The organism is Paraburkholderia sp. C35 (assembly GCF_003121405.1).
Taxonomy (GTDB): Bacteria; Pseudomonadota; Gammaproteobacteria; order Burkholderiales; family Burkholderiaceae; genus Paraburkholderia.
The window spans coordinates 49,188-62,199 of sequence record NZ_QBUY01000030.1 but is presented as its reverse complement, the minus strand read 5'-3'; the positions used below and the strand labels follow the sequence as shown (position 1 = coordinate 62,199).

The 13,012-nt window shown below is 61.6% G+C and carries 10 protein-coding genes and 1 riboswitch; of the genes, 7 read left to right on the top strand and 3 right to left on the bottom strand.

What is annotated here, in order from left to right; all coding sequences use genetic code 11:
• Positions 1-4 precede the first annotated feature (4 nt).
• The 3 genes from DK391_RS19635 to DK391_RS19625 are packed head-to-tail and all read right to left on the bottom strand — an operon-like array spanning position 5 to position 3,640.
• Positions 5-1,030 carry a histone deacetylase family protein gene (locus DK391_RS19635; protein ID WP_109479637.1) on the bottom strand — a complete coding sequence of 342 codons (1,026 nt, stop codon included), beginning with the start codon at positions 1,028-1,030 and terminating at the stop codon, positions 5-7.
• A 13-nt stretch (positions 1,031-1,043) separates the two neighbouring features.
• Positions 1,044-2,300, bottom strand: a complete 1,257-nt coding sequence (locus DK391_RS19630; RefSeq protein ID WP_109479636.1) for a Zn-dependent hydrolase — start codon at positions 2,298-2,300, stop codon at positions 1,044-1,046.
• 32 nt (positions 2,301-2,332) lie between these two features.
• Positions 2,333-3,640 carry an MFS transporter gene (locus DK391_RS19625; RefSeq protein ID WP_109479635.1) on the bottom strand — a complete coding sequence of 436 codons (1,308 nt, stop codon included), beginning with the start codon at positions 3,638-3,640 and terminating at the stop codon, positions 2,333-2,335.
• Between the two features lie 188 nt (positions 3,641-3,828).
• Here DK391_RS19625 and DK391_RS19620 point away from each other — a divergent pair, with 188 nt between their 5' ends.
• From DK391_RS19620 to uca, 7 genes are all read left to right on the top strand, one after another.
• Complete coding sequence (locus DK391_RS19620) at positions 3,829-4,785, top strand: LysR family transcriptional regulator (protein ID WP_109479634.1); 957 nt, start codon at positions 3,829-3,831, stop codon at positions 4,783-4,785.
• 180 nt (positions 4,786-4,965) lie between these two features.
• A riboswitch (guanidine-I (ykkC/yxkD leader) is annotated at positions 4,966-5,076 on the top strand.
• A 57-nt stretch (positions 5,077-5,133) separates the two neighbouring features.
• The gene (locus tag DK391_RS19615; RefSeq protein WP_204117397.1) at positions 5,134-6,201 is read left to right on the top strand and encodes a putative urea ABC transporter substrate-binding protein; all 1,068 of its coding nucleotides are present in this window, start codon (positions 5,134-5,136) and stop codon (positions 6,199-6,201) included.
• Positions 6,202-6,229: 28 nt separating this feature from the next.
• Positions 6,230-7,045, top strand: coding sequence for an ABC transporter permease subunit (locus DK391_RS19610; protein ID WP_109479632.1), 816 nt, complete (start codon positions 6,230-6,232; stop codon positions 7,043-7,045).
• Positions 7,042-7,815 (top strand): ABC transporter ATP-binding protein, encoded by a 774-nt coding sequence (locus tag DK391_RS19605; RefSeq protein ID WP_109479631.1) that lies wholly within the window; start codon positions 7,042-7,044, stop codon positions 7,813-7,815. The genes DK391_RS19610 and DK391_RS19605 overlap by 4 nt, the downstream gene beginning before the upstream one ends.
• A gap of 20 nt (positions 7,816-7,835) precedes the next feature.
• Entirely contained in the window at positions 7,836-8,543 is a 708-nt protein-coding gene (locus DK391_RS19600; RefSeq protein ID WP_109479630.1) for an urea amidolyase associated protein UAAP1, read from the top strand.
• A 14-nt stretch (positions 8,544-8,557) separates the two neighbouring features.
• Positions 8,558-9,202: an urea amidolyase associated protein UAAP2 gene (locus DK391_RS19595; RefSeq protein ID WP_109479629.1), complete on the top strand. Its 645-nt coding sequence runs from the start codon at positions 8,558-8,560 to the stop codon at positions 9,200-9,202.
• Between the two features lie 180 nt (positions 9,203-9,382).
• Positions 9,383-13,012, top strand: a complete 3,630-nt coding sequence (uca, locus tag DK391_RS19590; protein ID WP_109479628.1) for an urea carboxylase — start codon at positions 9,383-9,385, stop codon at positions 13,010-13,012.

Sequence of the window (13,012 nt, the reverse complement as noted above, 5' to 3'; positions counted from 1 at the left end):
CGCCTCAGGCGCGCTTTTCCATGAAGCCACCAAAGAATGCCCGCGCATTCGCTTCGAGACTTTCGAGGTGATAGCCGCCTTCCTGCACGATCACAGAAGGCAGTTTCAACGCGCCGATCTTTTCGCCAAGTCGCCCGAAGCCTTCCGTCGTGACAGCCACCTGCGATTGCGGATCGTCCTTGTAGATGTCGAAGCCAAGCGCGAGCACCAGCGCATCGGGTTCGAAGCGCTTCAGCACGGCCAGTGCATCATCGAGCTTGTCGAAGAACACCGCTTCCGATGAACCGTGCGGCATCGGCAGATTGACGTTGAAACCATCGCCGTCACCCGCGCCGCGCTCCTCTTCATAGCCAGCAACCACCGGATAGAAGTTGGTCGGATCGCCGTGAATGGAGATGTACAGCACGTCGTCGCGACCGTAGAAAATCTCCTGCACGCCCTGGCCGTGGTGCATGTCGGTGTCGAGAATCGCGACGCGTTTGAAGCGGCTGCGCAGCGACTGCGCCGCGATCGCGGCATTGTTCAGATAGCAGAACCCGCCTGCCGCATCGGCACGCGCGTGATGGCCAGGGGGCCGGCACAGCGCATACGTTTCGCGCGCGCCTTCGTTGACAGCCGATGCCGCCGCCAGCGCACTTTGCGCCGACCAGTATGCAGCGCGATACGTATTCGCGCCGACCGGGCAACTGCCGTCGGCGAGATAACGCGCCGCCTTCGCGAGCACGCCACGCAACGGATTCGGATCGCGCACGTAGATGTTCGACATCACTTCGTCGCCCCAATCGTCGGGCATCTTCTTCCAGTCGCGATGTGCTTCTTCGAGGAAGCGCAGATAGTTCATATCATGCACAGCGGCAATCGCCGCCGTCCCATGATTCGCCGGTTCGACGACATCGAAGTCCAGCGATTTCGCTGCGGCCACGAGTCGCGCCGCGCGCTCGGGCACTTCCTGCGGTGCACGCATCTGACCACGCGACAGATACGAGCGCGGATGATGCAGCAGTTGTTCCGGGTGAAAAAACGTCTTCATTGCAGATCCTTTCTTATTGCACGTCCGCTGTCGCCATCACGCCTGCACGGGCAAGCACCGCATTGAGCAGCACGTTGGTGCCGCGCGTGACGTCTTCGGGCAGCGCATCTTCGGCTTCGTTATGCGACAAGCCGTCGACGCACGGAATGAATACCATCGCCGTCGGGCAATAGCGCGCGAGATGAATCGCATCGTGGCCCGCGCCACTGACAATGCGTTCGTTCGAATAACCGAGAGCTTCAACCGCATTCGCAACCAGCGCAACGCATTCGCTATCGAATGGTGTTGCCGGGCTGCGCCAATACGTTTCCACGGCAAGCTGTACGCCGCGGTCTTGCGCGACGCGCGCGAACGCTGCACGCAAATCACGCTCCATCGCATCGACTTCGCTGTCGTCGGGATGACGCAGATCGACGGTGAACGACACGTCGCCGGCAATCGTGTTGCGCGACGCGTTCCTGATACCAATCTGCCCGATCGTCACGAGTCCGCGCGGCGCGTAACCGGCAACGATGCGCTCCAGTTCCAGCGCCATCTGCGCGCTCGCGAAGTACGCGTCCTTGCGATACGGCATCGGTGTCGTGCCCGCATGCGCGGCCATGCCCGTCACGTTGACGTCGAGCCAACGGATCGCCTGTCCGCCCGTCACCACGCCGATCGTGGTGCCGTTCGCTTCCAGCACGGGACCTTGTTCGATGTGCGCTTCGAAATAGGCATCGACGGATTGGCCTTTAACGGCGCGCTCACCGCGATAACCGCTTTGCTTCAACGCATCGGCGAGCGTGATGTGGTCCGCGTCTTCTTTCTTTAGCGCTTCGTCCAGCGAGGTGATGCCTGTGAACACCGCCGAGCCGAGCATCGCGGGCGTAAAGCGCGCACCCTCCTCGTTAGTCCACGAGACGATCTCGATCGGCTTTTCCGTGACGATATTCGCGTCGTTCAATGCGCGCACCAGTTCGAGCGCAGCAAGCACGCCGTACACGCCATCGAAGCGTCCGCCTTCCGGCTGCGTATCGAGGTGACTGCCGATCAGCACAGGCGCAGCGTCCTTGCGTGCGCCTTCTCGACGCGCAAACAGATTGCCGATTTCATCGACGCTCACCGTCATGCCCGCATCGCGGCACCACTGCGCGAACAGATCGCGGCCACGCACATCGTCTTCCGTGAGCGCGAGCCGCCGCACGCCGCCCTTCGGCGTCGCGCCGATCTGCGCCATGTCCATCAGGCTTTGCCACAGGCGCGCGCCATCGATTTGCATCAGGTCTTTCATGAGTCTTCCGGGTCGTTCAACGTGAGTTCGATTCAATGCGCGCCGACGGCTTCGGCCTGATCGGCATGCGCGGCACGGCGCGCGTCGAGCGCTACGATGCACAGCAGCGAGATGCCCGCGAGGCACGTATAGAACACGGCAAGCGGCCACCATTGGCCCGTATAGCGATGAGCGAGCCAGGTGCCGACCAGCGGCGTCAGGCCGCCCGCAATCGCGCCGCACACCTGATACGCGAGCGATATGCCCGAGTAGCGCACACGCGTCGGGAAGATGCCGCTGACAAAGCCCGCGATCACCGAGTAGAAGCTCGCCATGCAGACCACGGCAATCGCGATACCGATCACCATCGGCACGACCGCGCCGCTTTGCACCAGCATGAACATCGGATACGGCGAGATCATCGCGAGCAGCGCGGCGATCTTCAGGAAGCGCGCGCCGCCAATCCGTTCAGCGATCCACGCCGCGACCGGCTGCGACAGAAACTGGATGATGGCAACGACAAACAGGCAATCGAGAATCATCGAACGCGTGACGCCGACGTATTGCGTCGTGTACGCGATCATGAAGGTGTTGGTGAAGTACACGCCTGCGATGCCGATCGTATTCGCGCCGATGCACAGCAGCACGAGACCCCATGCCGAGCTGAACACTTCGGCGATAGGCAGCTTCGCGGTGCGGTTGGTTTCCTTCACGCGCTGGAATTCCGGCGATTCATTCACGCCCAAACGAATCACGATACCGACGATCAACAGCACGGAACTCGCGAGAAACGGCAGACGCCAGCCCCACGACATGAAGTCCGCCTTGTCCATCGACGTGACCGCGCGAAATGCGATCAGCGAAAGAATCAAACCCGCCGGACTGCCAAGCTGAGCAAACGAAGCGAAGAACGTGCGGCGTCCTTGCGGCGCATGTTCGCCCGCCATCAGCACCGCGCCGCCCCATTCACCTCCAACGGCGACGCCTTGCACTACGCGTAGCAAAACCAGCAACACAGGCGCCAGCACGCCGACTTTCGAATAGTCCGGCAACAGGCCGACGCATACCGTCGCGACGCCCATCATCATCAGCGTGGTCATCAGCGCCTTCTTGCGGCCGATACGGTCGCCGAGATGGCCGAACACGATGCCGCCCAGCGGACGAGCGAAAAAGCCCACTGCAAAGGTCGCAAAAGACGCCATCGTGCTGATGAAGCGATCGCTCGACGGAAAGTACAGTTCGCCGAATACGAGCGCGGCAGCGGTCGCGTAGATGTAAAAGTCGTACCACTCGATCATCGTGCCGATAAACGCGGCCGTGGCGGCGCGTCCCGGCTGACGGGTACTGATGGCTTGGGTCATGCTGGCTCCTGATGCACGTCTGACGTGGGTTGAAACCGTGGTTGCGCGCGCGGTGTTGGGATGGATAGTCCGCCCTTCTCTCCGGGCGGGCGCGCGCCACGGCATGTGACATTTATCGGCGTCCAGAAAACATTAGTCAAATTTCGAGTTATTATTCGCCGCATAAATTCAGCTTATAGTTACGCTCGATGCGCTCCGATATCGCCCGCTTTCTGAACGACCGGCTCGACTGGAACCTGCTGCGCACGTACCTCGTGATCATGCAGGAACGCAGCCTGAGCCGCGCCGCCGCGCGGCTGCACGTCACGCAGCCGGCCGTCAGCCAGGCTTTAAGAAGGCTCGAAGAAACGCTGGAGCGCAAGCTGATCGAACGGCGCGGCCCATACTTCGCGCCGACTCAGGCAGGCGAAGAGGTCTATCGCATTGCCAGCGATATCTACGGCAACATCTCGCGGCTCGAAACCGAAATCGACGATCGCACTGAAGACATCAGCGGCTCGATTCGCCTGCTGACTATCAGCCGGATCGAATCGCCCGTGTATGACGAGTTTCTTGCGGATTTTCATCGCGCGTATCCGCGTATCGACTTGCAGATCGAGGTAATGCGCTCGTCCGACATCATCTCGTCGCTGTTGCAGAAGACGGCGACGGCGGGCCTCGGCTTGTGCCGCACGCCGCACGACAAGCTGGAAATGCGCTGCTTTCTACGGCAACGTTACGCGATTTTCTGCGGGCGTCATCACAGGCTGTACGGCAAGTCGCCGCTGACGATGGAAGACCTGCTCGCCGAAAACTTCGTGTCGTTTACCAGCGACCAGATCGGCGACAGCCTTTCGCCGCTTACCGTGTTTCGCGATCAGAAGGGCTTCACGGGGCGCATCGTCGCGTCGTCGCCATCGCTCGATGAAGTGCGCCGCCTGATCTTCGCGGGCTTTGGCATCGGCTGTCTGCCAGAGCACATCGTGCGCGACGACGTGGTGCAGCAACGCTTGTGGCGCTTGCCGCCCGAAGAAGGACTCGTCGATGTCGACGTGCATCTGCTATGGCATCGCGAACGCAAGATGAACGCAGCCGATCACGCGTTTCTCGACAGCATGGAGCGCTGCATGCGCCGCTATGCGCTCGCCGAAAGGCTCGGCAAATAACCCGAATCGAACGCACCCGACTGGTGCGAACGCGCGCAAGCAGATTGCGACGTGGCTTCAATCTTGTGCACAAGATGTGCGCGCAAACGGCCGATTCCACGTAAAGACAGCAATGGCACGCTTATCGCTTAGTAAAGCACAGGAGCCGGTGCAGCATCCGGTTTAGTAGTCACAATCTGGTAAATGGACGACTAGGGTTCCGGTCGCGCATCGATTCAATCGATGTCCGACGCTGGTCCGAGAGTTGTCGACCTCGATGAGGTTACACGGCGGGATAAAAGCCCGGGAGAGAACGCGATGCGTCGCGCCGCTCCTGCCGTCGATAACCGTCCCTGCGAGGTCAACCTCATGCGCAAGCTCCGTTTTTTCGCCGCTGCCGCCGTCGCTCTCTCCCTGTGCGTCTCCACTCCTTCGTTTGCTCAAGCCCGTAAAGACTTCAAGGTCTGCTGGACTATCTACGCCGGCTGGATGCCGTGGGGCTATGCGAAGACGCAAGGCATCATGTCCAAATGGGCGAAGAAGTACGGCATCAACGTGGATGTCGTGCAACTGAACGACTACATCGAATCGATCAACCAGTACACAGCCGGCAAGTTCGACGGCTGCGCGATGACCAACATGGACGCGCTGACCATTCCCGCCACGGGCGGCGTGGACAGCACGGCACTCATCGTCAGCGACTACTCGAACGGCAACGACGGCGTGCTCATCAAGGGTGCAGGCAAGAAGGTCGCGGACCTGAAGGGTCAGCCCGTCAATCTCGTCGAACTCTCCGTTTCGCATTATCTGCTGGCACGTGCGCTCGAATCGGCAGGCATGAGCGAGCGCGACATCAAGACCGTCAACACGTCCGACGCCGATATTTCCGGCGCATTCGCGACGCCCACCGTGCACAACGCCGTGACATGGAACCCGATGCTCGCCGATCTGAAGGCAAAGCCGAACGTCACGGAAGTGTTCGATTCGAGCCGCATTCCCGGCGAAATCATGGACATGATGGTCGTCAACACGAAGACGCTGCATGACAACCCCGCGCTCGGCAAGGCACTCACGGGCGCATGGTTCGAGATCATGCAGACGATGCACGGCACGACGCCTGACAGCCAGACCGCGCTGACCGAGATGGCCAAGGCATCGGGCACCGACCTCGCCGGCTACAAGGCGCAACTCTCCACCACGGCCCTCTTCTACACGCCGCAACAGGCACTCGATTTCGCCACCAGCCCGAACATGCCGAAGATCATGACACGCGTCGCGCAGTTCTCGTTCGATCACGGCCTGCTCGGCAAGGGCGCGCCGAATGCGGGCGCAGTGGGCATGGCGTTCGATAACAACGTCGTCGTGGGCAGCAAGAGCAACCTGAAGCTGCGCTTCGATCCGACCTACGTGCGCATGGCCGCGCAAGGCAAGCTCTAAACGCCGCGCCGTTCTGAAGGAGAGGCCCATGCGGCTCATCAACCGACATCCTGGCCGCACCGGCAGTCTGATGCTGTTGCTGCTGCCCTTCATCGTGCTGATCGCGGTGTACTTCACCGGCTCGTCGTTGCGGCTGCAGGCCAATCCCGACGACAAGCTGCTGCCGAGCGCCACGCAGATGAAGGACGCATTGCACGAATACGCGTTCAGCGAAGACAAGCGCACGGGCGAGTACATGATGTGGGACGACACGGTGTCGAGCATGAAGCGGCTCGGTATCGGACTGGTTGCAAGTGCGGCGATTGCACTGGTGTTCGGCATCGCGACGGGCAGCCTGCCGCTGGCGGGCGCAACGCTGTCGCCGTTCATCACGGTGATCTCGATGATCCCGCCGCTCGCCGTATTGCCGATTCTGTTCATCGTGTTCGGTCTCGACGAATTGTCGAAAGTCGTGCTGATCGTGATCGGCATCACGCCGATGATGATTCGCGATCTTCAGCAACGCACACGCGAGATCCCTGAAGAACTGTGGATCAAGGCGCAAACGCTCGGTGCATCGAGCTGGACGCTGATTCTGCGCGTGATCGTGCCGCAACTGTTGCCGCGTCTGCTGATTGCGCTGCGTCTGGCGCTGACTTCGGCGTGGCTGTTTCTGATCGCGGCGGAAGCAATTGCATCGACGGATGGGCTGGGATATCGCATCTTTCTCGTACGCCGTTATCTCGCGATGGATGTGATCCTGCCGTACGTCGCGTGGATCACGCTGCTCGCATGGCTGATCGATGAAGCGCTGCGCCGTCTCACGCAGTGGGCGTTCCCCTGGTACAACGGAGGCCGCGCATGATCGAAATCCGCAACCTGTGGAAGCAGTACGACGATCAGGTCGTATTGGAGCGGCTCAATCTGCGCATCGCGGAAGGCGAGTTCTGCTCGATGGTCGGTGCGTCGGGCTGCGGGAAGTCGACGTTTCTGCGTCTGCTGCTGGGCCAGGAACGTCCGACGCGTGGCGAAATCCTGCTGGATGGCGAACCGCTGCCGCCTGAGCCGGACCCGCATCGCGGCGTGGTGTTTCAGCGCTATTCGGTGTTTCCGCATCTGACGGTGCTGCGCAACGTGATGCTCGGCCTCGAATTGCCGCATGCGCGGTTCACAGGACGGCTCTTTGGTGCGCGTCGCAAGCTCGCAAAAGATGAAGCCGTCGCGATGCTGACGCGTGTCGGTCTCGCCGATTCACTCGACAAGTATCCGCATCAACTGTCAGGCGGCATGCAGCAACGTCTTGCACTTGCTCAGGCATTGGTGATGAAGCCGCGCGTGCTGCTGCTCGACGAACCGTTCGGCGCACTCGATCCCGGCATTCGCCGCGATATGCACGAACTGCTGACTGCGTTGTGGCGCGAAGCGAAGCTCACCGTCTTCATGGTCACGCACGACCTGAAAGAAGGTTTCACGCTCGGCAGCCGCGTGCTCGTTTTCGACAAGGTGCGCATCGATCCACACGCGCCGCAGGCCTATGGCGCGCGTATCACCTACGACATTCCTCTCGAACGTAACGGTATGCGCGAAGCGCACGCAGCCATGGCGATTCCGCCGCTGCTCGCCGTGCCCGCATGACCAGAAGAAAGGACACACACATGAACGACATATTGCTCGAAGAAACCGTGCCTGGCGGCGGCCATGCGTCGCTGATCGTCAAGCGCGGACAACTGCTGCGCATCACCGATCCGCGCGGCGGCGCGAACGTCGCCATGCTGCTTTTCAACGCCGCTGAAAAGAGCGAACGCCTGAACCTGCCTGACACGCTCAAGTGCCAGCACACCGCGAAGCTGACCAAAGGCCATTGCCTGTACTCCGATATGGGCCGCGTGCTCGCCGCAATCGTCGCGGATACATGTGGATGGCACGACAGTCTCGCGGGTGTATCGGACGCGGCGGAAGTGTTCGAGAAGTACGGACAAGGCCGGTATCAGGAACTGCGCAATGCGTTCTATCGCAACGGCACGGACAACCTGCTCGTTGAACTCGGCAAGTGGGGACTCGGCATCTCGGACCTGTTGATGACGTTGAATCTGTTCAGCCGTGTCGACGTGACGGATGCGGGCGCGCTCAGCTTCGTCGCGGGCAATTCGAAGGCGGGTGACTACATCGAACTGTATGCGCCGATGAACACGCTAGTCGTGCTGACCGCGATCCAGCATCCACTCGACACGAATCCGGATTACGCGCCGAAGCCCGTCAAGCTGACGCTCACTGCTGCCGACAGCCAGGTGGCCGAAATCTGCCGCACGTCATGCGATCAAAACGCGCGCGGCTTCATCAATACCGAACGATTCTTTCTCTGAGCGGGACGCGCGCCATGACGACATCCACCCTTACGACCAGCACGCTCAATCCCGCTGATGCGATCTTTCAGGAAACCTTGCCTGCGGGCGAGCCGTGGCTCAAGGAAGTGAAAGCCGACCAGACGCTGCGCATTCGCGATGTAGAAGGCAATCAGGCTATCGACACGCTGTTCTACAGCCTCGCCGATACGCGCGAACGCTACGACGCGCAACGCACGCTGCGCCGCCAGCAGAGCCTCTATCTGACAACAGGCACGGTGCTTTATTCGAATCTCGGCAACCCGATGCTGACCATCGTCGCCGATACGTGCGGACGTCATGACACGCTCGGCGGCGCGTGCGCGCAAGAGAGCAACACTGTGCGCTACGCGCTGGAAAAGCGCTACATGCATAGCTGCCGCGATAACTATCTGCGCGCGTGCGCACACGATGGCCGCCTGTCAAAGCACGACATCGCCGCCAACATCAATTTCTTCATGAATGTGCCCGTCACATCCGAGGGTGGCCTCACATTCGAAGACGGCATTTCCGCGCCGGGCAAATACGTCGAATTGCGCGCCGAAATGGATGTGATCGTGCTGATCTCGAACTGCCCGCAACTGAACAATCCGTGCAACGCCTACAACCCCACTCCTGCGGAGCTGACGATATGGAACTGAGCAACTTGCGCGTATGGTTCTACACCGTGATGAAAGTGCGCGCTGAGCGTTTCATGCGCATCGACCGCACGAAGCGCTAACCATCGCACGCTTTCCGGATACAAAGCGATCTGCCGTGGACGACCTCGGCATGCATGCCCACGTGGCGGGACGGCCCGCCCACGCATTGAACATCCACTCATGTTCGATAAAGTCCTCATTGCGAATCGCGGCGCGATTGCCTGCCGCATTCTGCGCACGCTGCGCGAACTCGACGTAAAAGGCGTCGCCGTCTATAGCGAAGCGGACCGCGCGAGCCGCCACGTCAGTCTCGCCGATACGGCGTGCAGTCTCGGCGACGGCGCGGCGAGCGTCACGTATCTCGACATCGCGAAGATTCTGGAGATCGCGCGTGCACAAGGCGCGCAGGCGATTCATCCGGGTTATGGCTTTCTGTCGGAGAACGCGGCCTTTGCCGAAGCATGCGAAGCGGCGGGCGTCGCGTTCATCGGGCCGACGCCTGAACAACTGCGCGCGTTTGGCCTCAAGCACACGGCGCGCGCGATCGCTGCGGAACAGGGCGTGCCGATGCTCGAAGGCACAGGCCTGCTCGATGGCCTCGACGCCGCGCTGGAAGCAGCCGAACGGATCGGCTATCCCGTGATGCTGAAAAGCACGGCGGGCGGCGGCGGCATCGGCATGCGCGTGTGCCGTTCTGCCGAGGAACTTGCGGCGCAGTTCGATAACGTCAAACGTCTCGGACAAAACAACTTTAGCGATGCCGGCGTGTTCCTCGAAAAGTACATCGAGAAAGCGCGACATCTTGAAGTGCAGGTGTTCGGCGACGGCAAAGGCGCAGCCATCGCGCTCGGCGTGCGCGACTGTTCGGTGCAGCGTCGCAACCAGAAGGTACTCGAAGAAACGCCTGCGCCGAATCTGCCTGATGGCGTCGAGGCCGCGCTGTGCGATGCGGCGATTCGCCTTGCGCAAGCGGTCTCGTATCGGTCGGCAGGTACGGTCGAATTCGTCTATGACAGCGACGCCGCACGTTTCTACTTTCTCGAAGTCAACACGCGCTTGCAGGTCGAGCACGGCGTAACGGAACAGGTGTGGGGCGTCGACCTCGTACGCTGGATGATCGAGCTTGCTGCAGGCACGCTCGCGCCGCTCGATGTGTTGTCGCGCGATCTGAAACCGCAAGGGCATGCGATCCAGGCACGTCTCTATGCAGAAGATCCGGGCCGCGATTTCAAGCCCTGTCCGGGGCTGTTGACCGATGTGTCGTTCCCTTCTGCCGACGGCCGCGCATTGCGCATCGACACGTGGATCGAAGCGGGTTGCGAAGTGCCACCTTGGTTCGATCCGATGCTCGCGAAACTGATCGCTTGGCAACCGACTCGCGATGCAGCACGAGCAGCGCTCGACGCCGCGCTCGCAGCCTCACGCATCTACGGCGTCGAAACGAACCGCGATTATCTGCGGCAGATTCTTGCCGATGCGCCGTTCGCCAGCGGCCATCCGTGGACGCGTTGCCTCGAAGGCCTGCGATATCGCGCATCGACATTCGAAGTGATCAGCGGCGGCACGCAGACGACTGTGCAGGACTATCCGGGCCGTCCGGGCTATTGGGCCGTCGGCGTGCCGCCTTCAGGCCCGATGGACGACCGCGCGCTGCGGTTGGGCAATCGTCTGCTCGGCAACGACGCACAGGCAGCCGCCCTCGAAATCACGATGAGCGGGCCCACGCTGCGCTTCAATACCGATGCTGTCGTCACCGTGACGGGCGCGACGCTGCCCGTAATGCTCGACGACATCCCTCAGCCGATGAACACGACATTGTTCGTACCGGCAGGCTCGACGCTCGCACTCGGCACGATACGCGGCGCAGGCGCGCGCGCCTATCTGTGCGTGCGCGGTGGCCTCGACGTTGCGCACTATCTCGGCAGTCGCAGCACGTTCACGCTCGGCCAGTTCGGCGGCCACGGCGGGCGCGCGCTGCGTGCCGGCGACGTGCTGCATCTGCATGCGTTGACCGATCGCGAGGCAGGGGCTGCATTGCCTGCCTCGCTCGCGCATCGGTTGGACGACGTGCGCGTGCTGCGCGTGATCTACGGCCCGCATGGCGCGCCCGAATACTTCAGCGCACGCTATATCGAGCAGTTTCTCGATACCGACTGGGAAATCCACTTCAATTCGAGCCGCACCGGTGTGCGCCTGATCGGTCCCAAACCCGAGTGGACGCGCGCTGATGGCGGCGAAGCGGGCCTGCATCCGTCGAACATTCACGACAATCCATATGCCGTCGGCGCAATCGATTTCACGGGCGACATGCCTGTGATTCTCGGCCCGGATGGTCCGAGCCTTGGCGGCTTCGTGTGTCCTGTGACGGTCATCGAAGCGGACCTGTGGCAGATCGGTCAGTTGAAGGCCGGCGACAAGGTGCGCTTCGCGCCAGTCGATATCGCGACGGCACGCGCAGCGGCGCTTGCGCGCGCCGAAGAGGTGGCATCGCTCACTGCTGCGAATGCTGCGAACGCTGCGAATGTCGCGAATACATCGAAGCCAGATAAGCACCTGCAGTCGCCCATCGTGCTGCATGTCGGCGAAGGCCACGAGCAACTCGTCGCGCGTCTTTCCGGTGACACGCATCTGCTGCTCGAAATCGGCCCGCCCGAACTCGATCTCGTGCTGCGCTTTCGCGGCCACGCGCTGATGCAATCGCTCGAAGCGCTGCAGTTGCCAGGCGTGATCGATCTGACGCCGGGCATCCGTTCGCTGCAGGTTCACTATCAGCCCGAGCAATTGCCGCTTGCCACACTGCTCGATCACGTTGCCGAAACATGGCAACGCGTGCTGCTGCAAAAGGACTTGCGCGCGCCGTCGCGTATCGTGCATCTGCCGCTATCGTGGGACGATCCTGCGTGCCAGCTTGCTATCGACAAGTACATGACCACCGTGCGCAAGGACGCGCCGTGGTGCCCGAGCAATCTGGAGTTTATCCGCCGCATCAACGACCTCGATTCGATCAACGCTGTAAAACGTGTCGTCTTCGATGCCAGCTATCTGGTGATGGGACTCGGCGATGTCTATCTGGGCGCACCCGTCGCGACGCCGCTCGATCCGCGTCATCGGCTGGTGACGACCAAGTACAACCCGGCGCGCACATGGACAGCGGAGAACTCGGTCGGCATCGGCGGCGCGTATCTGTGCGTGTATGGCATGGAAGGTCCCGGCGGCTATCAGTTCGTCGGACGCACGCTGCAGATGTGGAATCGCTATCGCGATGTCGCGGACTTCGCGGGGCGTCCTTATCTGTTGCGCTTTTTCGATCAGATCCGCTTTTACGAAGTCTCCGCCGACGAACTGCTGCGTATCCGCGAAGCGTTTCCGCTCGGACGTTATCCGTTGAAGATCGAAGAGACGGAGTTGTCGCTGGCTGACTATCAGGCGTTTCTCGAACGCGAGTCGGACGACATCGCGCAGTTCCGCACGCGCCAGCAAGCGGCGTTTCAGGCAGAGCGCCAGCGCTGGCATGAAGCAGGCAGCAACGAAGAAACGCTGGAGCCGCCCGTCGCCGCAGAGGCCGATATCGCGCCGCTCACGGAAGGCCAGATCGCCGTCGATAGCGAGATCGCGGGTAATCTGTGGCAGGTGCGCGTCGAACCCGGCGCAAGCGTCGAAGCCGGCGACGTGCTGCTCGTGATCGAATCGATGAAGATGGAGATCTCCGTGATCGCGCCTTGCGCGGGCACCGTCGGCGAGATTCACGTTGCGCCCGGTTCGCCCGTTCGCGCGGGGCAGCGCGTCGTCGTGATCGAACAGCACGCGTGA